Genomic DNA, 26,054 nt, shown 5'->3' on the forward strand with positions numbered 1-26,054 from the left:
TCTGGAGATGGCCGAACCTCGTTTTATTCACCTGCGCGTCCACAGTGACTACTCCATGATTGATGGATTGGCCAAGACGGCGCCGCTGGTGAAAAGAGCCGCCGCGTTAGCCATGCCTGCTCTGGCAATCACTGATTTCACCAACCTGTGCGGGCTGGTGAAGTTCTACGGCAGCGCGCACGGCGCCGGGATCAAACCGATCATCGGCGCGGATTTCCATGTGCAAAGCGATGAGCTGGGCGACGAACAGGCTCAGCTGACGGTGCTGGCCAGCAACAACGAAGGCTACCAGAACCTGACGCTGCTGATTTCCCGCGCCTATCAGCGTGGCTACGGCGCCGCCGGCCCGACCATTGATCGCGACTGGCTGATTGAACATCGCGAAGGGCTGATCCTGCTTTCCGGCGCGCGTCAGGGCGACGTCGGCAAGTTCCTGCTGCGCGGTAACCAGGCGCAGGTGGATCAATGCCTGGACTTCTACCAACAGTATTTCCCGGACTGTTACTACCTGGAACTGATCCGCACCGGCCGCCCGGACGAAGAGAACTATCTGCATGCGGCGGTGGCGCTGGCCACCGAGCGCGGTTTGCCGGTGGTGGCCACCAACGACGTGCGCTTCCTGGTGGAAGACGATTTTGACGCTCATGAAATTCGCGTCGCCATTCACGACGGTTTTACGCTGGACGATCCCAAGCGGCCACGCAACTACAGCCCGCAGCAATACATGCGCAGCGAAGACGAGATGTGCGAGCTGTTCGCCGACATCCCGGAAGCGCTGCTGAACAGCGTCGAGATCGCCAAGCGCTGTAACGTCACCATTCGCCTCGGCGAATACTTCCTGCCGCAGTTCCCAACCGGCGATATGAGCACCGAGGACTTCCTGGTGCTCAAATCTAAAGAAGGGCTGGAAGAGCGTCTCGAGTTCCTGTTCCCCGATCCTGAAGTGCGCGCGCAGCGCCGCCCGGAATACGACGAGCGTCTGGACGTCGAGCTGAAGGTGATCAACCAGATGGGGTTCCCCGGCTACTTCCTGATCGTGATGGAGTTTATCCAGTGGTCGAAGGACAACAACGTGCCGGTGGGCCCAGGGCGCGGCTCCGGCGCCGGTTCTCTGGTGGCCTATGCGTTGAAAATCACCGACCTCGATCCGCTGGAATTCGACCTGCTGTTCGAACGCTTCCTGAACCCGGAACGTGTTTCGATGCCCGACTTCGACGTCGACTTCTGCATGGAGAAGCGCGACCAGGTGATCGAGCACGTGGCGGAGATGTACGGCCGCGAAGCGGTATCGCAGATCATCACCTTCGGGACCATGGCGGCGAAAGCGGTTATCCGCGACGTAGGCCGGGTGCTGGGGCACCCGTACGGCTTCGTCGATCGCATCTCCAAACTGGTGCCGCCGGATCCGGGCATGACGCTGGAGAAAGCCTTTGCCGCCGAACCGCAGCTGCCGGAGATTTACGAGGCCGATGAAGAGGTCAAGGCGCTGATCGACATGGCGCGCAAGCTGGAAGGGGTAACGCGCAACGCCGGTAAACACGCCGGGGGCGTGGTGATCGCGCCGACCAAGATCACCGACTTCGCGCCGCTGTACTGCGACGCCGAAGGGCACCATCCGGTGACCCAGTTCGACAAGAACGACGTGGAATATGCCGGGCTGGTGAAGTTCGACTTCCTCGGCCTGCGCACCCTGACCATCATCGACTGGGCGCTGGAAATGATCAACGCCCGGCGCGCCAAGACCGGGCTGGAACCGATCGACATCGCCGCCATTCCGCTCGACGACAAGAAAAGCTTCGACATGCTGCAGCGCTCGGAAACCACGGCGGTGTTCCAGCTTGAATCGCGCGGCATGAAAGATTTGATCAAACGCCTGAAGCCCGACTGCTTCGAAGACATGATCGCACTGGTGGCGCTGTTCCGTCCGGGGCCGCTGCAGTCAGGGATGGTGGATAACTTCATCGACCGCAAGCATGGCCGCGAAGAGATCTCCTACCCGGACATTCAGTGGCAGCACGAGTCGCTCAAGCCGGTGCTGGAACCGACCTACGGCATCATCCTGTATCAGGAACAGGTGATGCAGATTGCCCAGGTGTTGGCCGGCTACACCTTGGGTGGCGCGGATATGCTGCGTCGTGCGATGGGTAAAAAGAACCCGGTCGAAATGGCCAAGCAGCGCGGCGGCTTTGAAGACGGCGCGAAATCGCGCGGCATCGACGGTGAACTGTCGGTGAAAATCTTCGACCTGGTGGAGAAATTCGCCGGTTACGGCTTCAACAAATCGCACTCCGCCGCCTATGCGCTGGTGTCGTATCAGACGTTGTGGCTGAAGGCGCACTATCCGGCCGAGTTTATGGCGGCGGTCATGACCGCCGATATGGACAACACCGACAAAGTGGTGGGGCTGGTGGACGAATGTTGGCGCATGGGGCTGAAGATCCTGCCGCCGGACATCAACAGTGGCCTGTATCACTTCCACGTCAACGACGACGGCGAGATCGTTTATGGCATCGGCGCGATCAAGGGCGTGGGGGAAGGGCCGATCGAGGCCATTATCGAGGCGCGCAACGGCGGCGAACAAGGTTACTTCAAAGACCTGTTCGACCTGTGCGCGCGCTCTGACATCAAGAAACTGAACCGCCGCATTCTGGAAAAACTGATCATGTCCGGGGCGTTCGATCGCCTTGGGCCGCACCGCGCTGCGCTGATGAATTCGCTCGGCGACGCGTTGAAAGCGGCGGATCAGCATGCGAAAGCCGAAGCTATTGGCCAGGTGGATATGTTTGGCGTGCTGGCGGAAGCGCCGGAGCAGGTGGAGCAATCCTACGCCAATATCGCGCCCTGGCCGGAGCAGGTGGTGCTGGACGGTGAACGGGAGACGCTGGGGCTGTACCTGACTGGTCACCCGATCACCCAGTACCTGAAGGAAATCGAACGTTACGCCGGTGGCCAGCGTTTGAAAGACATGCACCCGACGGATCGGGGCAAAATGACTACCGCCGTCGGGTTGGTGGTCGCCGCGCGGGTCATGGTGACCAAGCGCGGCAACCGTATCGGCATCTGCACGCTGGATGACCGTTCGGGCCGTCTGGAAGTGATGCTATTCACCGAAGCGCTAGAAAAATACCAGCATTTGTTGGAAAAAGACCGTATCCTTATCGCCAGTGGACAGGTCAGCTTTGATGACTTTAGCGGCGGGCTTAAAATGATGGCCCGCGAGGTAATGGACATCAGTGAAGCCCGGGAAAAATACGCTCGCGGGCTTGCTATCTCGCTGACTGACAGGCAAATTGATGACCAGCTTTTGAACCGTCTCCGTCAGTCGTTGGAACCCCATCGCTCGGGGACGATTCCAGTGCATCTCTACTATCAACGGGAAGATGCACGAGCCAAGCTGCGTTTTGGCGCAACCTGGCGCGTGACGCCCACCGACCGCTTGTTGATCGACTTGCGGACGTTGGTAGGCAATGAGCAGGTGGACTTGGAATTTGACTAAAATAGGAATGCTATGAGTCTGAATTTTCTTGATTTTGAACAGCCGATTGCAGAGCTGGAAGCGAAAATTGACTCGCTGACTGCAGTCAGCCGTCAAGACGAAAAATTAGATATTAATCTGGACGAAGAGGTTCAGCGCCTGCGTGAAAAGAGCGTTGAGCTGACGCGCAAGATTTTTGCCGATCTTGGGGCTTGGCAAATTGCCCAATTGGCACGCCACCCGCGCCGTCCTTATACCCTGGATTATATCAAACACATCTTTACCGACTTCGAAGAGTTGGCGGGCGATCGCGCTTACGCTGACGACAAAGCGATCGTCGGTGGCATTGCGCGCCTGGATGGCCGCCCGGTGATGATCATCGGGCACCAGAAAGGCCGTGAAACCAAAGAGAAGATCCGCCGCAACTTCGGCATGCCGGCGCCGGAAGGTTACCGTAAGGCGCTGCGCCTGATGGAAATGGCCGCACGCTTCAAGATGCCGCTCATCACCTTTATCGATACTCCGGGCGCTTATCCGGGCGTGGGTGCGGAAGAACGCGGCCAGTCAGAAGCCATCGCGCGCAACCTGCGTGAGATGTCGCGTCTGAACATCCCGGTCATCTGCACCGTCATCGGCGAAGGTGGCTCCGGCGGCGCGCTGGCGATCGGCGTGGGCGATAAGGTGAACATGCTGCAGTACAGCACCTACTCGGTGATTTCGCCGGAAGGCTGTGCCTCCATCCTGTGGAAGAGTGCCGACAAGGCGCCGCTGGCCGCAGAAGCGATGGGCATTACCGCACCGCGTCTGAAAGAGTTGAAGCTGATCGATTCGGTGATCCCGGAGCCGCTGGGTTCCGCGCACCGCGACGTGCCGGCGATGGCTGCCGCGCTGAAAGCGCAGCTGCTGGCCGATCTGAAAGATCTGGATGGTCTAAACGACGAAGAGTTGCTCAACCGTCGCTACCAGCGTCTGATGAACTACGGCTACTGCTGAGTTCTGTTCTTCGCTGCAAGAAACCGCCTCCGGGCGGTTTTTTTTTGGCTACACACCGCCGAATTTTCGTGGTGTTATAGAGACTTGGCCGTTAACTGACAGGAGCTGCCGATGAATATCATCGCCATCATGGGCCCGACGGGCGTCTACTACAAAGATGAGCCGATCCGCGAGCTCCACGCTGCGCTGGCCACCATGGGATTCCAACTGGTGTACCCCAAAAACAGCGGTGACCTGCTGAAGCTGATCGAAGCCAATGCCCGCATCTGTGGGGTGATCTTCGACTGGGACGACTACAGCCTGGAGCTGTGCAGCGAGATCAACGAGCTGAACGAATACCTACCGCTGTACGCCTTTATCAATACCCACTCCACCTTCGACGTCAGCCTGCATGAAATGCGCATGGTGCTCTATTTCTTCGAGTATGGCCTGAATGCGGCGGACGATATCGCGCAGCGCATCCAGCAGTACACCGCAGAATATATTGATACCATTACGCCGCCGCTGACCAAGGCGCTGTTCAACTACGTGCGTGAAGGGAAGTACACCTTCTGCACGCCGGGCCACATGGCCGGTACCGCGTTCCAAAAAAGCCCGGTGGGCTGCCTGTTCTATGACTTTTTCGGCGCCAATACCCTGAAGGCCGACATTTCGATTTCGGTCACCGAGCTCGGCTCGCTGTTGGATCACACCGGGCCGCACCTCGAGGCCGAAGAGTATATTGCGCGTACTTTCAACGCCGAGCAGAGCTATCTGGTTACCAACGGCACCTCCACCGCCAACAAGATCGTCGGCATGTATTCGGCGCCGGCGGGCAGCACGGTGCTGATCGACCGCAACTGCCACAAATCGCTGTGCCACTTGCTGATGATGAGCGATATCGTTCCGATCTATCTGCGCCCGCTGCGCAACGCCTACGGCATCCTTGGCGGCATTCCGCAGCGTGAGTTCACCCGCGCCAGCATCGCCGCTCGGGTGCAGGAGACCCCGAACGCCACCTGGCCGGTGCATGCGGTGATCACCAATTCCACCTATGATGGCCTGCTGTATAACACCGACTACATCAAGCAGACGCTGGCAGTGCCGTCGATCCACTTTGACTCCGCCTGGGTGCCTTACACCAACTTCCATCCGATTTACGACGGCAAGAGCGGCATGAGCGGCGATCGGGTGCCCGGTAAGGTCATCTACGAAACCCAGTCCACCCACAAGCTGCTGGCGGCCTTCTCCCAGGCCTCGATGATTCATATCAAGGGCGACTACGACGAGAGCACCTTCAACGAAGCCTACATGATGCACACCACCACCTCGCCGCACTATGGCATTGTGGCATCGATGGAGACCGCCGCCGCCATGCTGCGCGGCAACCCGGGGCGCCGCTTGATCAATCGATCGGTGGAGCGCGCGCTGCATTTTCGCCGTGAAGTGCAGCGGCTGCGCGAGGAGAGCGACAGTTGGTTCTTTGACATTTGGCAGCCGGAGGAGATCGATGAGGCGCAGTGTTGGCCATTGGATCCTGACGATAACTGGCACGGCTTCGGCCAGACCGATCGCGATCATATGTACCTCGATCCGATCAAGGTGACGATCCTGACGCCGGGCATGAATGAGCTGGGGGCGCTGGAGGAAGAGGGGATCCCGGCGGCGCTGGTGGCGAAGTATCTCGACGAGCGCGGCATCGTGGTGGAGAAGACCGGGCCGTACAACCTGCTGTTCCTGTTCAGCATCGGCATCGACAAAACCAAGGCGATGAGCCTGTTGCGCGGCCTGACTGATTTCAAGCGCGCCTACGATCTCAACCTGCGGGTGAAGAACATGCTGCCGGATCTGTACGCCGAGGATCCGGATTTTTATCGCCATATGCGTATCCAGGATCTGGCCGCCGGCATTCATCGGCTGATCCGCCAACACGATCTGCCGCGCCTGATGCAGCGGGCGTTCGACGTGCTGCCTGAAATGAAGCTGACGCCGCACCAGATGTTCCAGGAGCAGGTGCGCGGCAATGTGGAAACCTGCGAGCTGGATCAGTTGGTGGGCAAGGTGGCGGCCAATATGATCCTGCCTTATCCGCCGGGCGTGCCGCTGGTGATGCCGGGAGAAATGATCACCGAAGAGAGCCGGGCGGTGCTCGATTTCCTGCTGATGCTGTGCTCTATCGGTGAGCGCTATCCTGGTTTTGAAACCGACATCCACGGCGCCAAACTGACGGAGGACGGGCGCTATCTGGTAAAGGTGTTGAAAGCGCCAGCATAGTCGTTTAGGCGAATTCTCGGCAGATCAGGTTCACGCTGTCGAGCGGCAGCGGTTCCTGTGTCAGGCCGCAAAACGGTTGGCCATTGCGCTGCTGGTGATAGCGGCAGCGGTGGCATTCGCCGAACAGCGCCGCATTTTCCTGCCGCTGCAGTTGGCGCAGCAGCTGGGTTAACAGCGCCTGCAACTGTTCGCCGTCCTGCTGCATGGCGTCTTGCGCCTGCTGCAGATAGGCAGGAGGAAACAGAGTCTCCATTAAACTTCGCGATTTTTCTGTCAGCCGCAGCCGCACGCTGCGGCGATCCTTTGCGTCCGCCGTGCGGGCGATCATGCCGTTCAGCTCCAGCTTTTTCAGCGATTGGGACACCGTTCCCTTGGTCAGGCCAAGGTATTCCGCCACGGCCATCGGCGTGTTGGAGTAATGATTACAGCGTGCCAGATAGTAGAGCGCGCTCAGCTGCACCGGCGGCAGGCTTTCCAATTCTTCGTGGCTGCGCAGCCAGCTGCGTTGCAGGCTATTCAGGCGTTCAAGCAGATCAAACAGTTTTAGCATCGTATCCTCATCAGGCTGCGTAAATAGTATCGATTAAAAACTATATTGACAAGTCATTGGTGCTGGCATACTGTTCACATTGTTTCGATTCGAAACAATATGGGTAAGTAAACGTGCCCGAAACCGTCAATACCAAGGAGAATGAGGATGACTAAGGCCGTGTTTTATCATGCCGGCTGCCCGGTATGCGTGAGTGCCGAACAGCAGCTGTTGGGACTGTTGAGCGATAACGTGCAGGTGGAAGTGGTGCACCTGGGGGAACGCCCAACGCGCGTGGCGGAAGCTGAGCGCCTCGGCGTGCAGAGTGTACCGGCGCTGGTGGTCGATGGGCAGGTGCTGCACATCAACTTCGGCGCGGCGTTGGTGGATCTGAAGGCCTGAGACGCCGTGTGCTGAATCATGCCCCGCGGCAATCCGCGGGGTTTTTGCCGTTGACGTCATCGCCGCCGCCGGATACCGTGCCCCATCAGAATGAACAGGAGAGGGTTTCTATGCTGGGATTACGTCAGGTGCATCACATTGCGATCATTGGCGCGAACTACGCTGCCAGTAAGCATTTCTATTGCGATATTCTCGGTTTTACCCTGCTGAGTGAAGTTTACCGCGAGGAGCGCGACTCCTGGAAAGCGGATCTCGCGCTCAACGGACAATACACTATCGAACTGTTTTCTTTCCCTTCGCCGCCGGCCCGCGTCAGCCGCCCGGAGGCCTGCGGCCTGCGCCATCTGGCGTTCAGCGTTGACGACATCGATCGGGCCATCGCCCATCTGCAGGCGGCCGGCGTTGCCTGCGAACCGGTGCGCGTCGATCCCTACACCCAATCCCGCTTTACCTTTTTCAGCGATCCTGATGGTTTACCGTTAGAATTATACGAGAGTTAACGGCTTAATCGCCTCCCGGCGGCCACAGCCGGGGGCGGTTATGCTATGATCGCGCCCTTGCCCTACATGCCTACAGAGTTATTTCCGCCATGCAAGAGCCTGCTTTTCGCGTCGGGGAGTGGCTGGTTACCCCTGCCGACAACACCATCAGCCGAGACGGCCGCCAGAAAACGCTGGAACCGCGCCTGATCGACATGCTGTGCTATTTCGCCCGGCACCCCGATGTGGTGCTGAGCCGCGACGAGCTGATCGACAACGTCTGGAAGCGCAATATCGTCACCAACCACGTGGTGACCCAATGTATTTCAGAGCTGCGCAAATACCTGAAAGACGGCGACAGCGACAGCCCGGAATACATTATCACCGTGCCCAAGCGCGGGTATAAGCTGGCGACGTCGGTGATATGGTGTGAAGAGGGCGAGACGCAACCTGCTCCCGCACAGGCGCCGCAGATCGCGGTGATCATGCATGAGCCGGAAGACGGCAGCGATGACGACGACGAGACGCCGTACGTGCCGCCGAGCCGGCCCCGAACGCCGGTCGCCGCGCCTGGCGAAAAGAAGCCGCGCTTTTATCTCCGCTCGACGTTCTGGGTGTGGCTGGCGTTTCTGGCGGCGCTCAGCGTCTGCGTGGCGTTTGTCGGCATCGCCACGCTGTCGCAGCGCGTGCCGGTTTCGACCATGCCGGTGCTGCTCAACCCGCGCGATATCGATATCCGCATCCAGGGCGGCGAGAGCTGCAGCAACTGGATGCCGCAGCTCTCTTATGTGGTGGGCGTCAGCGAGCTGATCACCGATTCGCTCAACACCTACTCGACCTTCCTGGTGCACGACCAAACCAATTACAACTATTCCGGCCCCAGCAACTCGGGCAAGTCGCTGTATATCGAGTTCGTCAATCAGCGCCACTACCGCGCCCAGCAGTGTTTCCTGTCCGTGCGGCTGGTGGATAACGCCGACAGCTCAATCATGTTGGACAAGCGTTACTTCATTACCGCCGATAACCAGCTGAAGATCCAAAGCGATTTCCTCGCCAGCCTGTCCACGGCGCTGAAGCAGCCCTGGCCGCCGCAGTTGGAGCAGCGTCTGGCGCAGCTGCTGCCCGACAACGGGCCGCTGCTGCAGCGCTTCTACCAGGCACATCAATTGTTGATCCACGGTGATGCCGATTCGTTGACTCGCGCCAGCGCTCAGCTGAGCGAGCTGATTAAAAGCGCGCCGAATTTCCACTACCTGCTGGCGGAAAAGGCGCTGGTGGATGTGCTACGCAATTCTTACCAACCGTTCGACAGCCAGGCCTTGGCACAATTGCGCGCCGATATCAGCCATCTGACGACGATCCCCGAATTGAAAAACACGCCGATCATGCAGCAAGTTCTGGCGGTCGATGCGTTGGCGCAGGGGCGCATTGACGAGGCGCACCGGGCGATCGATCTGGGGATTGAGTTGCAAATGTCGTGGCTGAATTATGTGTTGCTGGGCAAAGTGTATGAAATGCAGGGGCAGAATCATTTGGCGGCGGATTCTTATATTACCGCGTTCAATTTGCGCCCCGGTGAGGATACCTTGCATTGGATCACCAATGGCGTATTCCAGACGTCATTGACCAACGTGGTGCCTTATTTAAATAACTACCAGCACCAATAATTAACCGATACTACGCCGCCATTATTCTCCGGGAATGCTGTCGGCGTTATTTATTGGTGAAGACATGTTGCGCCATTGTGTTATTTTGCTGCGTAATATTGTTCCTTTTCTGTCGTTTGTTATTCATTATTAACCTGGGCATCATTCTGTTTTTAAACGATGTTTATCTTTTCTTTAGCAAACCATTTTATCTTGATGTGTTAATCAAAAACCTCAGGTTATCATTTGTATGATCATGAGCGTAATCTCACTTTATCTTTAGGACTTTATTCCCCCCGATGGTTAGCATCCTGACTATCAAGCCGGCTCATTAAAATCTTTTATTTATGGGTGTGGCTTATAAGAAACGTAAATCAGGAGAAACTGACCATGGCTTCACCCAAGAAAATAGGGCTTATTGCCTGCACCGGCGTCGTCGCCGGCAATATGATGGGGAGCGGGATTGCCTTATTGCCTGCCAACCTGGCGAGTCTCGGATCCATCGCCATTTGGGGGTGGGTGATCTCGATTATCGGGGCGATGTCGCTGGCCTATGTGTATGCCCGTCTCGCCACCAAAAACCCGCAGCAGGGCGGCCCTATCGCCTACGCCGGTGAAATTTCCCCGGCCTTCGGTTTCCAGACCGGCGTGCTTTATTACCATGCCAACTGGATCGGTAACCTGGCCATCGGCATTACCGCCGTTTCTTATCTCTCCACCTTCTTCCCGGCGCTGAACAACCCGATACCTGCCGGTATCGCCTGTATCGCCATCGTGTGGGTCTTCACCTTCGTCAACATGCTGGGCGGAACCTGGGTCAGCCGTTTGACTACCCTGGGCCTGGTATTGGTGTTGATCCCGGTGATCGTGACCGCCACCCTCGGCTGGCACTGGTTTGACGCCGCCACCTACCAGGCTAACTGGAATACCTCCGGCACCACCGACAGCCATGCGGTCATCAAAAGTATTCTGCTGTGCCTGTGGGCGTTCATTGGCGTGGAATCCGCGGCGGTCAGCACCGGCATGGTGAAAAACCCGAAACGCACCGTGCCGCTGGCGACCATGCTCGGCACCGGCCTGGCGGGCATCATCTACATCGCCGCCACCCAGGTGATCAGCGGCATGTTCCCGGCGTCTGAAATGGCCGCCAGCGGCGCGCCGTTCGCCATCAGCGCCTCGGCGATTATGGGCAACTGGGCGGCACCGATGGTTTCCGCGTTCACCGCCTTCGCCTGCCTGACCTCGCTCGGGTCATGGATGATGCTGGTCGGCCAGGCCGGGGTGCGCGCCGCCAACGACGGCAACTTCCCGAAAGTGTACGGCGAGCTGGATAAAAACGGCATTCCGAAAAAAGGCCTGCTGCTGGCCGGCTGCAAAATGACCGCGCTGATGGTGCTGATCACCCTGATGAGCTCCGCCGGCGGCAAGGCTTCCGACCTGTTCGGCGAGCTGACCGGCATCGCGGTGCTGCTGACCATGCTGCCTTACTTCTATTCCTGTGTAGATCTGATCCGCTTCGAAGGGGTCAACGTGCGCAACCTGCTGAGCCTGATCGCTTCGGTGTGCGGCTGCGGCTTCTGCTTCATCGCGCTGATGGGCGCCAACTCATTCGAACTGTCCGGCACCTTTATCATCAGCCTGATTATCCTGATGTTCTACGCCCGGAAAATGAATACCCGCCAGGCTGCCAACGCAGCGGCGGTCGATGAAAACACCACGGCCAAAGCGCACTGATTCGCGTCCGCTGACCGACTGAATTTACCCAGCCCCTTTCTTTCCGACCTGTCAGCCGCGACGGGAAGGGGCTTGCTTTGCCAGGAGAAATGCATATGAACGTTATCGCCATCATGAATCACATGGGTGTCTACTTCAAAGAAGAGCCTATCCGTGAACTGCATCAGGCGCTGGAAAGTCTGGATTTCCGCATCGTTTACCCTAACGATCGCGAAGACCTGCTGAAACTGATCGAGAACAACGCCCGCCTGTGCGGGGTGATCTTCGACTGGGACAAATACAACCTGGAGCTGTGCGAAGAGATCAGTCAGCTGAACGAATACATGCCGCTGTACGCGTTCGCCAACACCTATTCCACGCTGGACGTCAGCCTGAACGATCTGCGCATGCAGGTGCGCTTCTTCGAGTATGCGCTTGGCGCGGCAACCGACATCGCCGCCAAGATCAAACAGAATACCGACGAATATATCGACACCATCCTGCCGCCGTTGACCAAGGCGCTGTTTAAATACGTGCGCGAAGGCAAATACACTTTCTGTACGCCGGGCCACATGGGCGGCACCGCGTTCCAGAAGAGCCCGGTGGGCAGCCTGTTCTACGATTTCTTCGGCCCGAACACCATGAAGTCGGATATTTCGATTTCGGTGTCCGAACTGGGGTCGCTGCTGGATCACTCCGGCCCGCACAAAGAGGCGGAGGAGTACATTTCCCGCGTGTTCAACGCCGAACGCAGCTACATGGTCACCAACGGCACCTCCACCGCCAACAAGATCGTCGGCATGTATTCGGCACCGGCGGGCAGCACGGTGCTGATTGACCGTAACTGCCACAAGTCGCTGACTCACCTGATGATGATGAGCGACATCACGCCGATCTACTTCCGCCCGACCCGCAACGCCTACGGCATCCTCGGCGGCATTCCGCAGAGCGAGTTCCAGCGCGCCACCATCGCCAAGCGCGTGAAGGAGACCCCGAACGCCACCTGGCCGGTGCACGCGGTGATCACCAACTCCACCTATGACGGGCTGCTGTACAACACCGACTTTATCACGAACACCCTGGACGTGAAGTCGATCCACTTCGATTCCGCCTGGGTGCCTTACACCAACTTCCACCCGATCTATAAAGGCAAGTGCGGCATGAGCGGCGGCCGCGTGGAGGGCAAGGTGATCTACGAAACCCAGTCCACCCACAAACTGCTGGCGGCCTTCTCGCAGGCTTCGATGATTCATGTGAAGGGTGACATCAACGAAGAAACCTTCAACGAAGCCTACATGATGCACACCACCACCTCGCCGCACTACGGCATCGTGGCGTCGACCGAAACCGCCGCGGCGATGATGAAAGGCAACGCCGGCAAGCGCCTGATCCACGGTTCTATCGAACGCGCGATCAAGTTCCGCAAAGAGATCAAACGCCTGAAAGTCGAGTCCGACGGCTGGTTCTTCGACGTCTGGCAGCCGGAGCATATCGATGAGCCGGAATGCTGGCCGCTGCGCTCCGACAGCGCCTGGCACGGTTTCAAGAACATCGACAACGAACACATGTATCTGGACCCGATCAAGGTCACCATTCTGACGCCGGGGATGAGCAAGGAAGGCGAGATGCAGCCGTTCGGTATCCCGGCCAGCATCGTGGCGAAATACCTCGACGAACGCGGCATCATCGTCGAGAAAACCGGGCCGTACAACCTGCTGTTCCTGTTCAGCATTGGCATCGACAAAACCAAGGCGCTCAGCCTGCTGCGCGCGATGACCGACTTCAAACGCTCGTTCGATCTGAACCTGCGGGTGAAAAACATGCTGCCTTCGCTGTATCACGAAGCGCCTGATTTCTATGAAAACATGCGCATTCAGGATCTGGCGCAGAACATTCACCGCCTAGTGGAGCAGCACAACCTGCCGGACCTGATGTACCGCGCGTTCGAAGTGCTGCCAACCATGGTGATGAATCCGTACCAGGCGTTCCAGAAAGAGCTGCACGGCGAAGTGGAAGAGGTCTATCTGGAAGAAATGGTCGGCAAGGTCAACGCCAATATGATCCTCCCATACCCACCGGGCGTGCCGCTGGTGATGCCGGGCGAAATGCTGACCGAAGAGAGCCGGCCGGTGCTGGAGTTCCTGCAGATGCTGTGCGAAATCGGCGCGCATTATCCGGGCTTTGAAACCGACATTCACGGCGCCTATCGTCAGGCGGACGGACGTTATCGGGTGAAAGTGCTGAAGGCGAAATAACCGCAGCCAATAAGAGGGGAGGCGCTCGCGCTTCCCCTTTGCCGTTCACCGACTGATGGGAGACCTCCATGAAAACACCCTCACAGCCGCGCGCAATCTACTATGTCGTAGCCATACAAATTTGGGAATATTTCAGCTTTTACGGCATGCGTGCGTTACTGATCCTCTATCTGACCCACCAACTCGGCTATACCGACAGCCACGCCATCGATCTCTACAGCGCTTACGCTTCGTTAGTTTACGTCACTCCTATTCTTGGCGGCTGGCTCGCCGACCGCCTGCTGGGCAATCGCGTCGCGGTGATCGCCGGTGCGGCGCTGATGACCCTGGGGCATATCGTGCTCGGCCTGAGCGCGGTTTCCGCCCAGTCGCTCTATCTGGCGTTAGCCATCATCATCTGCGGCTACGGCCTGTTCAAATCCAATATCAGCTGCCTGCTGGGCGAGCTGTATCCGGCGCAGGACTCGCGCCGCGAAGGGGGCTTCTCGCTGCTGTACGCCGCCGGCAACGTCGGGTCTATTCTGGCGCCGATCGCCTGCGGGTTGGCGGCTGAGCGCTATGGCTGGCACGTCGGCTTTGCATTGGCCGGGATCGGCATGTTCGCCGGCCTGGTGATTTTCCTGCTCGGCGGGCGCCACTTCCGCCACACGCGTGGCGTGAATGCACCGCTGATGCGCGCCAGGAGTCTGGGCCTGCCGCACTGGGGTTGGCTGCTGGCGGCGCTGCTGGCGTCGCCGCTGTTCTTCACGCTGCTGTTTGAACGTGGCTGGGCCGGCTATTTGCTCGGGTTGGTGTGCGTGGCGGCGGTGGTGCTGGTGGCGCGCATTATGCTGCGCGCGGACACCGGCCAGCGCCGGGGGCTGTGGCAGATCGTTGTGCTGATGCTGCTAGGCACGCTGTTCTGGGCCTTTGCCCAGCAGGGCGGCAGCTCCATCAGCCTGTTTATCGATCATTTCGTTGACCGGCGCTGGTTCGGCTGGACGGTGCCGACCGCCTTGTTCCAGTCGGTTAACGCCTGTGCGGTGATGCTGGGCGGCGTGGCGCTGGCCTGGCTGGCGAGTGGCGATGGCGACCGCACGCTGCGCATCTGGTGCAAGTTCGCCTTCGGTCTGCTGTTGATCGGCGTCGGCTTTACGCTGATGGCGCTTAATACCCGGCTGCACGGGCCGGGATCGATGGGGCTGATGATCGCCGGTTTGGCGGTGATGGGCTTTGCCGAACTGTTTATCGATCCGGTGGCGATGGCGCAGATCACCCGGCTGAATATCCCCGGCGCCACCGGCGTGTTGACCGGTATCTATATGCTGGCGACCGGTTCGATCGCCAACTACCTGGCGGGCATCATCGCCAATCAGACCGCCGAAGACCACATCGAAGGGGCGGCGATGCAGGCGTATGGCCGCATTTTCGCCCAGATCGGCTGGGGAGCGGCCGGATGTGCGCTGGCGGTGATCGCGGTGCTGGGCGGCTGGTGGCTGCTGACGCGACGCCAGGCCCGGACGGTTAATGCTTGATTGATGGCGGTAGGCGGGGTTAACGTGCAGCTATGTAGAAGTGACAAAGCCTACCGATGGATACTGATCAATTAACGACGCAGGTGGCGGACCAGCTGGGCGCGCAGCAGCGGCTGCTGGTGGCGTTCAGCGGCGGCCTGGATTCCAGCGTGCTGCTGCATCTGCTGGCGGCGTTGCGCCGCCAACGTCCGGCGCTGCAGCTGCGTGCGCTGCACGTGCATCATGGCCTGAGCGCCTTTGCCGACCGTTGGGTTGAGCATTGCCGCAGCCGGTGTGCCGACTGGCAGATCCCGCTGACGGTGACGCACGTGCAGGTAGATGCCCGCCAGGGCGGCATCGAAGCGGCGGCGCGTGCGGCGCGCTATGCCGCCTTCAGCGCAGCATTGGCGGAGGGCGAAGCGCTGCTCACCGCCCAACACCTTGACGATCAAAGCGAAACCTTCCTGTTGGCGCTCAAGCGCGGCAGCGGGCCGGCGGGGTTGTCGGCGATGGCGGCGCGCGCCACGCTGGGCGAGCACCTGCTGTTGCGGCCGCTGTTGGGCTGTTCGCGTCAGACGCTGGAAAGCTACGCGCAACGTCACGCCTTAACCTGGATAGATGACGACAGCAATCAGGACACGCGCTTCGATCGCAATTTCCTGCGGTTGCAGGTGTTGCCGCAGCTCAACCAGCGCTGGCCGCACTTCGCCTCGGCGGTAGCGCGCAGCGCCGGCCTGTGCGCCGAGCAGGAGCAACTGCTGGACGAACTGTTGGCAGAACCGCTGCAAAGCCTGTTGGCGGCGGATCGCTCATTGGCGATTGACGGCCTGACCGACTGTTCGCCGGTGCGGCGCTTCGCCTTGCTGCGGCGCTGGATCGCATTGTTTAACGTCACCATGCCGGCGCGTGAGCAGCTTCAGCGCCTGTGGGATGAGGTGGCGCTCAGCCGGGAGGATGCCGAACCGCAGCTGCAGCTCGGCGCCTATCAGATCCGCCGTTTCCGCGGCCGATTGCACCTGTTGCCGCCGCTGGCGGCGCTGCTCGATGTGCATCTGCCCTGGCAGCCTGACCAGCCGCTGACGTTGCCGGACGGGCTGGGGCAGTTGATTGCCGGTGAGGGCGAGCTGGTGCTGCGCGCACCGCAGCCATCGCAACAGGTCAGCGTTCGGTTCGGCGGCGTGCAGGGTGCGGTGCGCATCGTGGGGCGCGTCCATTCGCGGCCGATAAAAAAACTGTGGCAGGAGCTGGGTATTCCTCCCTGGCAGCGTGAACGCATCCCGTTGATTTATTATGATGAGCAGCTGATCGCCGCGCTGGGCGTATTCGTCTGTGAGGCGGGGCAGGTGCCGGAAGGCGAACGCCCGTGGCGGCTGCGCTGGGAAAAAAATCATAATCGTGAGGAGCAATGATGAAGTTTGTGGAAATCGCGCTGTTGGCTGCCGGCCTGTTCAGCCTGCCGGCGTTGGCGGCGGGAGATGCGGCGGCCGGCCAGGCCAAAGCCGCCGCCTGTGCGGCCTGCCACGGCGCGCAGGGCAAGGTGACGGTGCCGATGTACCCGAATCTGGCCGGGCAGAATGCCATGTACCTGCAGCACGCATTGCAGGCGTACAAGAAAGGGGAACGCAACGGCGGCCAGGCCGAGGTGATGAAGGCCTACGTGTCGGGGCTGTCGGATGACGATATCGCCGATCTGGCGGCCTATTACGCCAGCCTGAAGCCCTAAATGACGAGGGCAGCCGTTGGGCTGCCCTGTTGGGATGGGGTTACCGCTGCTCAGTCCGACAGGCTGACGACCACGGTACCGATTTCCGGATGACTGAAACTGCTGATATGGTCCAGACGCAGGTCGCGCTGCTGGCCGTTCTGTTCGATGGTCAGATACTCAACGCGTTTCTTTTGCAGCAGGTCGATCGCCTTGGCCTCGATCACTTCTCCGTCGCGTAACTCCAGCTTCAGAATAAGTTTATGCTGACAGGCGAGTTCCAGGTTGTCGTAGTCATCGCAATTGATGGGTTGGTACTCATCATTCATCAACATAGTCGCTCACCAATAAGTTAGCGGCGGCAAAGGCCGCCTGTTCCCTAACGGAGGACGGTAGCGCATCGTTCGCTGCGACATCGTCCAATGCCTTTAACGCACAAGCCAGCGCATCAGGCACGTAGCCAAGATCTCCACTGCCAATCTCGGCGTAAGTACGGCGTACTAACTCACAGTATTGTTGCACAGTTTCCTCCCTTAAGAACCTCTGCATCATCAAGACTACTATCGCGATGAGGCGCAGGCTCTCGGAGTTTTATCCTATCCTAGACGACTATAGCACAGCTGTTATGGAGTTATCAGCACCCCGGCACGCCTTTCGCACTGCCGTGGCCTGGCCGCGCTGGCGGGGTTTGGCCCTGATCAAGTACACTGTCGCCGGATAATAACGAGGTCACCCATGGCGCTGAAAGCAACCATTTATAAAGCCGCGGTCAATATTGCTGATATGGATCGTCACTTCTACCACGACGCCACGCTGACGCTGGCGCAACACCCGTCCGAAAATGAGCAGCGCATGATGCTGCGCCTGTTGGCCTGGATCTGTCATGCCGACGAGCGGTTGGTGTTCACCAAAGGGCTGAGCGCCGACGACGAGCCGGAGATCTGGCAGCGCAACGACCACAACGGGCTGGAAATGTGGATCGAGATGGGATTACCCGACGAAAAACGCATCCGCAAGGCCTGCAACCAGTCGCCGCGCGTGGTGTTGTACGCTTACGGCGAGCGCGCTGCGCACGTGTGGTGGCAGGGAATGCAGGGTAAGGTGGCCGGCTACAAGAACCTGAGCGTGCGTTTCCTTGACGACGAGCAGTTGGCGCGCCTGACGGCATTGGCCAGCCGCACCATGACGCTGCAGGCAACGCTGCAGGAGGGAACTATTTGGCTGTCCGATGCTCAGAATAGTCTGGAAATCCAGTTTGCCGAGTGGCAGCAGGCACAGGTGTAACCGGTGCTGGAACTGTCAAGAAACGTAGCCATACCGGATAATGAACTGGAATTGACGGCGATCCGCGCACAGGGCGCGGGCGGCCAGCACGTGAACAAAACCTCAACGGCGATCCATTTGCGCTTTGACATCCGGGCATCCAGCCTGCCAGAGTATTATAAGGAAAGGCTGCTGGCGCTGAATCATCATCTCATTACCGCTGATGGCGTAGTGATTATCAAGGCGCAAGAGTATCGCAGTCAGGAATTGAATCGCGAAGCGGCGTTGGCCAGGTTGGTCGCGCTGATTCAGCAGGCGATGGTGGTGGAAAAAACGCGCAAGGCGACCAAGCCGACGAAAGGGGCGAAACTGCGTCGCCTGGAAGGCAAGACGCGTAAAGGCGCCACCAAGGCGCTGCGTGGCAAGGTTCGCACTTAGGAATACATGAACACAGTAGGAGAATAACTGTGAAGAAAATTACGGTAGCCCTGTTCTTGGCGGCAGGCGCACTCTCGTTGTTGGGATGCAACAATCATTATCAGCCGAAGGAACAACCGCTGCAGGCGATGCCGCAGAGTTATCAAGGATTGTTGCCTTGCGCCGATTGCGGCGGGCTGGATACGGCGCTGTTCCTGGATGAGGACGGCACCTTTGTGCTGCAGGAAACCTATCGCGGCACCAAAGACGGCGATCAGACCTTTGCCGACTACGGCAAATGGGCGCGCACTGCGGATAAGCTGGTGCTGACCGACAGCACCGGTGAAAAACGTTACTTCCGTCCGGTGGGCAAGAGCCTGGAGATGCTGGATCGCAGCGGCGCGCCGATCGCCTCCAAGCTGAACTATCGCCTGGAGCCGATTGAAAAACCGTTGCCTAAAACGCCGATGGTGATGAAAGGCAGTTACACCTATATGGCGGATGCGGCAGTTTTCAAGGACTGCGCTACCGGCATCACGTTCCCGGTGGATAACAACATCGCGCTGGAGCAAGGTTACGCCAAAGCCAACAAAAATGCCGGCGAGCCGGTGTTCCTGACCTTCAATGCGCATTTCAGCGTGCAGCCATCGATGGAAGAAGGGCAGATAGAGAAGGCGGTGGTACCGGACGGCAAAATCGCGTTCGACCGCAGCAAAAACTGCAGCAGCAAGTAAGCGTTTTCGGATATAAAAAAACCCGCCTAGGCGGGTTTTTTATTTTCTGGCGTTCGTCGCTCAGCGTTTGATCTGGCCCAGCAGGAAATCAACGATTTCGCCGGTTTTGATCATTTGCTTCTCGCCGACGCGGCGGTTCTTGTACTCGATCTCTTCGTTGTCGAGGTTACGGTCACCGATAACGATAGAGTGCGGCACGCCGATCAGTTCCATATCCGCGAACATCACGCCCGGACGCTCTTTGCGGTCATCGAGGATCACGTCGATGCCATGGGAGCGCAGGGTGTTGTACAGCTCTTCGGCGAGCGCCTGCACGCGGAACGACTTGTGCATGTTCATCGGCAGAATAGCGACCTGGAACGGCGCGATAGCGTCCGGCCAGATGATGCCGCGTTCGTCGTGGTTCTGCTCGATGGCGGCGGCCACAACGCGCGTGACCCCGATGCCGTAGCAACCCATGGTCAGTACCTGGTTACGGCCATCTTCGCCTTGCACGGTCGCTTTCATCGCTTCCGAATACTTGGTGCCGAGCTGGAAGATATGGCCCACTTCGATGCCACGTTTGATCAGCAGCGTACCCTGACCGTCCGGGCTGGCGTCGCCTTCCACCACGTTCCGGATATCGGCCACCTGCGGCAGCGGCAGATCGCGCTCCCAGTTGATGCCAAAGTAGTGTTTGCCGTCAACGTTGGCGCCGGCGCCAAAGTCGCTCATCGCCGCCACGCTGCGGTCAGCTACCACCGGCATCGGCAGGTTGACCGGGCCGAGTGAACCCGGGCCGGCACCGACGATGGCGCGAATTTCTTCTTCGGTGGCGAAGGTCAGCGGCGTGGCAACCAGCGCCAGCTTCTCTGCCTTGACTTCGTTCAGCTCGTGATCGCCGCGCACCAGCAGAGCGACCAGCTTGTGGCCGCTCTCTTCGGTGGCGCGTACCATCAGCGTCTTCACGGTTTTTTCCACTGGCAGCGCGAATTGCTCGACCAGCTCGGCGATGGTTTTTGCGTTCGGGGTATCTACCAGGCGCAGCGCTTCGCTGGCCGCCGCGCGCGGAGCCGCCGGCGCGACCGCTTCCGCCAGCTCGATGTTGGCGGCGAAGTCGGAACCGGTGGAGAACACGATATCGTCTTCACCGCTGTCTGCCAGCACCTGGAATTCGTGCGACGCACTGCCGCCGATCGAGCCGGTATCGGCCTGCACCGGGCGGAAATCCAGGCCCATGCGGCTGAAGATTTTGCTGTACGCTTCGTACATCGCGTCGTAAGTCTCCTGCAGAGACTCCTGCGAGGTATGGAAGGAGTAGGCATCCTTCATCAGGAACTCACGGGAACGCATCACGCCGAAACGTGGGCGCACTTCATCACGGAACTTGGTCTGGATCTGGAAGAAGTTCAGCGGCAGCTGCTTGTACGAGCTGATCTCGTTGCGGATCAGATCGGTAATCACTTCTTCATGCGTCGGGCCCAGCACGAAAGGACGGTCACCGCGGTCGACGAAGCGCAGCAGCTCGGGGCCGTATTGCTCCCAACGGCCGCTTTCCTGCCACAGGTCGGCAGGCTGAACCACCGGCATGGACACTTCGATCGCATTAGCATTGTTCATTTCTTCGCGAACGATGTTTTCAACCTTCTTCAGAACGCGCAGGCCGGTCGGCAGCCAGGTGTAAAGACCGGAGGCCAGCTTGCGGATCATCCCGGCGCGCAGCATCAGCTGGTGGCTGATCACTTCGGCGTCGGCAGGTGTCTCCTTCAGAGTGGAGAGCAGATATTGGCTAGTACGCATGGTGTTTTGGTTCCGTTAGAACTGCAAATTGCATCGGGCTGCCAGAGTGGCGGCCAAAAAGTGATTTAGTTTACCAGCGCGAGCGGGTCGCCAAAAGAGAGGCGGCGGAATTTTAACGCGGGTCGAGCGACAGCACTTCGGTGTGGCCGTCCACGACGCGCCAGCGCACGTTGAAATCCAGCAGCCAGACGGCGTAATCCCGTTCGACGTCCTCTCCTTTACGATAGGCGGGACGGGGGTCCTGTGCCAGCACCTGGCTGATAAAACGCCTTAATTGCGGGTAGCGCGCCTGATGTTGCTGCAGCTGCTGTTCCGCCTGCGGCGCGAAACGCACCGGCATATCGCCGGCGGGCGCGGCCTGGGCAAAGCCGGCGCGGGCCTGCGGTTGGCTCTCGGCGAACGGCAGATAAGGCTTGATGTCCACCACCGGGGTACCGTCGACCAGATCGAGGCTGCCCAGTTCCAGCGCCACTTCCCCGTTTTTCACCCGTACGCCTTTGAGCTCAATGAGCGACATGCCGAGCGGGTTGGGGCGGAAGGTGGAGCGGGTGGCGAACACGCCCATGCGGGCATTGCCGCCTAAACGCGGTGGGCGTACCGTCGGGCGCCAGCCGCCTTCCATGGTTTGATGGAAAATGAACATCACCCACAGATGGCTGAAATCGCGGAGACCGCGAACCGCTTCCGCCTGGTTGTAGGGCGGTAGCAACAGCAGTTCGCCGCCACCGTCTTCGACCAGCCCAGGTTGGCGGGGCACGGCGAATTTCTCTTTATACGGCGAGCGGATCACGCCGATCTGCTCGAAAACGAATTCGGTCATTTGGACGAGACGTTAAGCGCCGAGCCCTGGCAGACGGCCTGCTGATAACAACCGGCGACGCCGCTGACAATCTGGCAGTCGTGCAGCAGCACGGCGTTGGCCTTCATGTAAGACGCGCGGATTTGCATGCGTTTACGGGCGGTAGCCAGATTCGGTGGGGAGTCTTGTACGGTGGTTTGGCACGATTCGCCGGACACTTCACCCAGATCGCGGAACGGTTTACCCACGAGTTCTTCTGCACTTTTATACAGTTTTACCGGAGCGGGGCGGGCGGCCGGCGTGGTCTTGGCCGGGGCGGTCGTGGTCGGCTTGCTGGTGCTGTTTGTTGAGGATGGCGCGATACGTTGCGATGAACATCCGGCCAGCGCGAGCGCTAACAAACAGAGAGGTAAAACACGCATTGAGATTCCTCTGCCTTAATGAAAGTGGCGCTATTGAAGCAATCTATGGCGGAAATAACAAGACGGGCCTTGGCCCGTCTTGCAATTATAGGAATAAAATTGGTGAATAAGCGCTTACCAGCCTTTCACCGCACCGCCGTTGAAGATTTTGTTGGCGGCGGCGTCAACTTCGTCAGACTGATAGGCCTGCACGAATTTCTTCACGTTTTCCGCATCTTTGTTATCTTCGCGCGCAACCAGCAGGTTGACGTAAGGCGAGTCTTTATCTTCCACGAACAGACCGTCTTTCGCCGGCGTCAGGCCGATCTGGCTGGCGTAGGTGGTATTGATCACCGCCAGCGCGATCTGCTGATCGTCCAGAGAACGTGGCAGCTGAGGCGCTTCCAGCTCAACCAGCTTCAGGTTTTTCGGGTTCTCGGTCACGTCCAGCACGGTCGGCAGCAGGCCAACGCCGTCTTTCAGTTTGATCAGGCCGACTTTCTGCAGCAGCAGCAGCGAGCGGCCCAGGTTGGTCGGATCGTTCGGCAGTGCGATCTGAGAACCCTCTTTCAGTTCGTCCAGCGATTTGATTTTCTTGGAGTAACCGGCGATCGGGTAAACAAAGGTGCTGCCGACCGGCACCAGCTTGTAGCCGCGATCTTTGATCTGCTGATCCAGATAAGGCTTGTGCTGGAAGGCGTTCAGGTCGATATCGCCTTTGCTCAGCGCTTCGTTTGGCAGCACGTAATCGTTGAAGGTGACCAGCTCGACGTCCAGACCGTATTTCTCTTTCGCCACTTTCTGCGCCACTTCAGCCACTTGCTGCTCTGCGCCGACGATCACGCCGACCTTGATGTGGTTTGGATTCTTTTCATCCTGGCCGCAACCCGCCAGAGCCAGAGTGCCGATCAGTGCGCCAATTGTCGCGATGGATTTAAATGTTAACGACATATCCCTTCCTCATTAGACTCGCATTAATATGCTGTGAAACTATTTATGGGTAACGGCTTTGACGATGCGATCGCCGCAGAATTGGATCAGATAAACCAAAACTACCAGTAATACTAATACGGTATTCATAACTGTGGCGTTATAACCGATATAACCGTATTGGTAACCGATTTGGCCCAGACCGCCGGCACCGACCGCGCCGCCCATGGCGGAGTAACCCACCAGGGTGATTAGGGTGATGGTCGCGGCGTTGACCAGGCCCGGTAGGGCTTCCGGCAGCAACACTTTCTTAATGATCTGCATCGGCGTGGCGCCCATGGCGCGCGCCGCTTCCACCAGACCGGACGGGATCTCCAGCAGGGCGTTTTCCACCATGCGCGCGATGAACGGCGCGGCGCCCACGGTCAACGGCACGATGGCCGCCTGAAGACCGATCGAGGTACCGACGATCATGCGGGTAAAAGGAATCATCCAAACCAACAGGATAATGAACGGGATGGAACGGAAGATGTTCACCAGCCCGGACAGGATCTTATACAGCGAATTGTTGGCGATGATCTGCCCCGGGCGGGTCACATACAGCAGCACGCCTACCGGCAGGCCGAGCACGAAACCGAAGAAGCCGGAGACAAAGGTCATCATGACGGTTTCCCACACGCCACGCGCCATCAACCACATCATTGCCTCAGACATAACCCAGAACCTCTACTTTTACCTGATTTTCTTGCAGGAACTTAATCGTCGCCAGCGCGTCTTCGTCGCTGCCGTGCAGCTCCGCCAGCATCACGCCGAATTTCACGCCGCCGGCATAATCCATCTGGGCGCTGATAATGTTGTTGTTCACGTTGAAGCGGCGAGCGGCTTCAGACAGCAGCGGCGCATCGACCGACTGGCCGGTGAATTCCAGGCGCAGCAGCGGCTGACGGTCGCCCTGGCGCTCCGGCGACAGGCGCGCGGCGTAGTCGTCCGGAATATCCAGATGCAGCGTGGACTGAATGAACTGTTGGGCCAGCGGGGTTTTCGGGTGTGAGAACACTTCGCTGACGCTGTCTTTTTCGATCAGTTGCCCCTGGCTGATGACCGCGACCTGGTCGCAGATGCGTTTCACCACGTCCATTTCATGGGTGATGAGCAGAATGGTCAGGCCCAGACGGCGGTTGATGTCTTTCAGCAGTTCCAGGATGGAACGGGTGGTGGCCGGATCCAGCGCGCTGGTGGCTTCGTCGCACAGCAGCACTTTGGGGTTACTGGCCAGCGCGCGCGCGATCGCCACGCGCTGTTTCTGGCCGCCGGACAGATTGGCCGGGTAGGCGTCGTGCTTGTCCGCCAGGCCGACCAGCTCCAGCAGTTCGGTCACGCGCTTTTTGATCTCGGTGCGCGGCGTATTATCCAGTTCCAGCGGCAGCGCCACGTTGCCGAACACCGTGCGGGACGAAAGCAGGTTGAAGTGCTGGAAGATCATGCCGATTTGGCGGCGCGCGCGCGTCAGTTCGCTTTCCGAAAGCGAGGTCAGATCCTGACCATCGACCAGCACCTGGCCGGACGTAGGGCGCTCAAGCATGTTGGCGCAGCGAATCAGCGTGCTTTTACCGGCGCCGGAAGACCCGATAACGCCATAGATTTGCCCTGCAGGGACGTGAAGGGTCACGTCAGAGAGCGCGGTAATGGTGCGCGAACCCTGCTGGAACACTTTAGTGATGTTAGAAAGTTTAATCATATTCTTCTTATTTTAGCGTGGTTGCCCGTGGCTAGATAAAAGTAAACCTCGGCGTGGAACCAAGGTATGGCTCAGATGTTAAGGCGTCTAGACGTCTAAGTCAACGGCCAGCGACGTTCTCCGGCGTTCTCAGTGCGGGGTAAAACATGCGATACTGTCAGCGTATTCAGCCCCTCAGGAGCAAAGCGGTGACACAAAGCGTTCCAGCAATTTTTCTCGATCGTGACGGTACGATTAATGTTGACCATGGTTATGTCCATGAAATCGACAATTTCCACTTTATTGACGGCGTGATTGACGCCTGTCGCGAACTTAAAAAGATGGGCTTCGCGTTGGTGATGGTGACCAACCAGTCCGGCATTGCGCGCGGCAAGTTCAGCGAAGACCAGTTTATGTACCTGACCGAGTGGATGGACTGGTCGCTGGCCGATCGCGATGTCGACTTCGACGGCATCTATTTCTGCCCGCATCATCCGGAGGCGGCAGTAGAGGAGTATCGTCAGGTGTGCGACTGCCGTAAACCGCAGCCGGGCATGCTGTTGCAAGCGCAGCAGGAATTGAACATCGATATGGCCGCTTCTTATATGGTGGGGGATAAACCGGAAGACATGCAGGCGGCGATCGCGGCCGGCGTCGGCACCAAGGTGCTGGTGCGTACCGGCAAGCCGGTGACGGAGCAGGGCGAAAAGCTGGCCGATTGGGTGCTAAATAGCCTGGCGGACCTGCCTGCAGCCATCAAAAAGCGGGTTTAATAGGCGTTACGAATGAATAGTGAGCGGTCAGATAAAAAATGCATATTAACGCTTGTCATTCTGAACCGGCTCCCTATAATGCGCCTCCATCGACACGGAACATGTGAACAACTTCACAGAGTATCCGGGGGTCGCAGAGAAAAAATCCTGAAAATTAGGGTTGACTCTGAAAGAGGAAAGCGTAATATACGCCACCTCGAGTTAGCAAGCGAAAGCGCCTAACTCACTGCTCTTTAACAATTTATCAGACAATCTGTGTGGGCACTCCACAAGACGATATCCAGCATCTTCGGATGCAAAA

24 protein-coding genes are annotated in these 26,054 nt (G+C 58.8%); 15 read left to right on the forward strand and 9 right to left on the reverse strand.

Translation table 11 applies throughout. The features are described from left to right. The first annotated feature begins 7 nt into the window (after positions 1–7). From dnaE to FOT55_RS07300, 3 genes are all read left to right on the forward strand, one after another. Positions 8–3,496, forward strand: a complete 3,489-nt coding sequence (dnaE, locus tag FOT55_RS07290; protein ID WP_147823295.1) for a DNA polymerase III subunit alpha — start codon at positions 8–10, stop codon at positions 3,494–3,496. Positions 3,497–3,508: 12 nt separating this feature from the next. After that, entirely contained in the window at positions 3,509–4,468 is a 960-nt protein-coding gene (gene accA / locus FOT55_RS07295; RefSeq protein ID WP_019455765.1) for an acetyl-CoA carboxylase carboxyl transferase subunit alpha, read from the forward strand. A gap of 111 nt (positions 4,469–4,579) precedes the next feature. Next, positions 4,580–6,721: a lysine decarboxylase LdcC gene (locus tag FOT55_RS07300; protein WP_025304026.1), complete on the forward strand. Its 2,142-nt coding sequence runs from the start codon at positions 4,580–4,582 to the stop codon at positions 6,719–6,721. A 4-nt stretch (positions 6,722–6,725) separates the two neighbouring features. On the opposite strand, the gene FOT55_RS07305 is transcribed toward FOT55_RS07300, so the two are convergent. Next, the gene (locus tag FOT55_RS07305; RefSeq protein WP_025304025.1) at positions 6,726–7,271 is read right to left on the reverse strand and encodes a MarR family winged helix-turn-helix transcriptional regulator; all 546 of its coding nucleotides are present in this window, start codon (positions 7,269–7,271) and stop codon (positions 6,726–6,728) included. Between the two features lie 147 nt (positions 7,272–7,418). Between FOT55_RS07305 and FOT55_RS07310 the strand changes: the two genes are divergently transcribed. From FOT55_RS07310 to FOT55_RS07345, 8 genes are all read left to right on the forward strand, one after another. Continuing rightward, positions 7,419–7,652, forward strand: a complete 234-nt coding sequence (locus FOT55_RS07310) for a glutaredoxin domain-containing protein (RefSeq protein WP_060435087.1) — start codon at positions 7,419–7,421, stop codon at positions 7,650–7,652. A gap of 110 nt (positions 7,653–7,762) precedes the next feature. After that, entirely contained in the window at positions 7,763–8,152 is a 390-nt protein-coding gene (locus tag FOT55_RS07315) for a VOC family protein (protein ID WP_025304023.1), read from the forward strand. Between the two features lie 89 nt (positions 8,153–8,241). Continuing rightward, a complete protein-coding gene (cadC, locus tag FOT55_RS07320) occupies positions 8,242–9,798 on the forward strand; it encodes a lysine decarboxylation/transport transcriptional activator CadC (RefSeq protein ID WP_089181232.1) in 1,557 nt (518 codons plus the stop codon). Positions 9,799–10,167: 369 nt separating this feature from the next. Beyond that, positions 10,168–11,511 carry a cadaverine/lysine antiporter gene (gene cadB / locus FOT55_RS07325; protein ID WP_025304021.1) on the forward strand — a complete coding sequence of 448 codons (1,344 nt, stop codon included), beginning with the start codon at positions 10,168–10,170 and terminating at the stop codon, positions 11,509–11,511. Between the two features lie 95 nt (positions 11,512–11,606). Next, complete coding sequence (cadA, locus tag FOT55_RS07330; RefSeq protein WP_147823296.1) at positions 11,607–13,745, forward strand: lysine decarboxylase CadA; 2,139 nt, start codon at positions 11,607–11,609, stop codon at positions 13,743–13,745. Between the two features lie 68 nt (positions 13,746–13,813). Beyond that, on the forward strand, positions 13,814–15,259 hold the full coding sequence (gene dtpD, locus FOT55_RS07335) for a dipeptide permease DtpD (RefSeq protein WP_147823297.1): 1,446 nt from the start codon (positions 13,814–13,816) through the stop codon (positions 15,257–15,259). 56 nt (positions 15,260–15,315) lie between these two features. Beyond that, positions 15,316–16,647 (forward strand): tRNA lysidine(34) synthetase TilS, encoded by a 1,332-nt coding sequence (tilS, locus tag FOT55_RS07340; protein ID WP_147823298.1) that lies wholly within the window; start codon positions 15,316–15,318, stop codon positions 16,645–16,647. Beyond that, on the forward strand, positions 16,647–16,961 hold the full coding sequence (locus FOT55_RS07345) for a c-type cytochrome (protein WP_025304017.1): 315 nt from the start codon (positions 16,647–16,649) through the stop codon (positions 16,959–16,961). Before tilS ends, FOT55_RS07345 begins: the two co-directional genes overlap by 1 nt. Positions 16,962–17,011: 50 nt before the next feature. On the opposite strand, the gene rof is transcribed toward FOT55_RS07345, so the two are convergent. Together rof and FOT55_RS07355 are read right to left on the reverse strand one after the other, a co-directional pair. After that, positions 17,012–17,275 carry a Rho-binding antiterminator gene (gene rof / locus FOT55_RS07350; protein ID WP_004931991.1) on the reverse strand — a complete coding sequence of 88 codons (264 nt, stop codon included), beginning with the start codon at positions 17,273–17,275 and terminating at the stop codon, positions 17,012–17,014. Next, entirely contained in the window at positions 17,262–17,462 is a 201-nt protein-coding gene (locus tag FOT55_RS07355; protein WP_004931993.1) for a YaeP family protein, read from the reverse strand. The genes rof and FOT55_RS07355 overlap by 14 nt, the downstream gene beginning before the upstream one ends. A gap of 213 nt (positions 17,463–17,675) precedes the next feature. On the opposite strand from FOT55_RS07355, the gene FOT55_RS07360 reads away from it, so the two are divergent. The 3 genes from FOT55_RS07360 to nlpE are packed head-to-tail and all read left to right on the forward strand — an operon-like array spanning position 17,676 to position 19,354. Further along, positions 17,676–18,224: a YaeQ family protein gene (locus FOT55_RS07360; protein WP_025304016.1), complete on the forward strand. Its 549-nt coding sequence runs from the start codon at positions 17,676–17,678 to the stop codon at positions 18,222–18,224. A gap of 3 nt (positions 18,225–18,227) precedes the next feature. Further along, positions 18,228–18,641, forward strand: a complete 414-nt coding sequence (arfB, locus tag FOT55_RS07365; protein WP_004931997.1) for an alternative ribosome rescue aminoacyl-tRNA hydrolase ArfB — start codon at positions 18,228–18,230, stop codon at positions 18,639–18,641. Between the two features lie 29 nt (positions 18,642–18,670). Continuing rightward, a complete protein-coding gene (gene nlpE, locus FOT55_RS07370) occupies positions 18,671–19,354 on the forward strand; it encodes an envelope stress response activation lipoprotein NlpE (protein ID WP_016929868.1) in 684 nt (227 codons plus the stop codon). A 60-nt stretch (positions 19,355–19,414) separates the two neighbouring features. Here nlpE and proS read toward each other — a convergent pair whose 3' ends face one another. The 6 genes from proS to metN all read right to left on the reverse strand — a co-directional run bounded on the left by proS (position 19,415) and on the right by metN (position 25,001). Next, complete coding sequence (gene proS / locus FOT55_RS07375) at positions 19,415–21,133, reverse strand: proline--tRNA ligase (protein WP_089196204.1); 1,719 nt, start codon at positions 21,131–21,133, stop codon at positions 19,415–19,417. A gap of 112 nt (positions 21,134–21,245) precedes the next feature. Continuing rightward, on the reverse strand, positions 21,246–21,953 hold the full coding sequence (gene tsaA, locus FOT55_RS07380) for a tRNA (N6-threonylcarbamoyladenosine(37)-N6)-methyltransferase TrmO (protein ID WP_147823299.1): 708 nt from the start codon (positions 21,951–21,953) through the stop codon (positions 21,246–21,248). Further along, complete coding sequence (gene rcsF, locus FOT55_RS07385) at positions 21,950–22,354, reverse strand: Rcs stress response system protein RcsF (RefSeq protein WP_025304011.1); 405 nt, start codon at positions 22,352–22,354, stop codon at positions 21,950–21,952. The genes tsaA and rcsF overlap by 4 nt, the downstream gene beginning before the upstream one ends. A 114-nt stretch (positions 22,355–22,468) precedes the next feature. After that, complete coding sequence (locus FOT55_RS07390) at positions 22,469–23,284, reverse strand: MetQ/NlpA family lipoprotein (protein ID WP_025304010.1); 816 nt, start codon at positions 23,282–23,284, stop codon at positions 22,469–22,471. Between the two features lie 39 nt (positions 23,285–23,323). After that, positions 23,324–23,977, reverse strand: a complete 654-nt coding sequence (locus FOT55_RS07395; protein WP_004932010.1) for a methionine ABC transporter permease MetI — start codon at positions 23,975–23,977, stop codon at positions 23,324–23,326. Continuing rightward, entirely contained in the window at positions 23,970–25,001 is a 1,032-nt protein-coding gene (gene metN / locus FOT55_RS07400) for a methionine ABC transporter ATP-binding protein MetN (RefSeq protein WP_049203287.1), read from the reverse strand. The genes FOT55_RS07395 and metN overlap by 8 nt, the downstream gene beginning before the upstream one ends. 188 nt (positions 25,002–25,189) lie before the next feature. On the opposite strand from metN, the gene gmhB reads away from it, so the two are divergent. Further along, positions 25,190–25,753, forward strand: coding sequence for a D-glycero-beta-D-manno-heptose 1,7-bisphosphate 7-phosphatase (gene gmhB / locus FOT55_RS07405; protein WP_025304009.1), 564 nt, complete (start codon positions 25,190–25,192; stop codon positions 25,751–25,753). Positions 25,754–26,054 lie beyond the last annotated feature (301 nt).

Origin of the sequence: Serratia bockelmannii (genome assembly GCF_008011855.1) — a bacterium.
GTDB lineage: Bacteria > Pseudomonadota > Gammaproteobacteria > Enterobacterales > Enterobacteriaceae > Serratia > Serratia bockelmannii.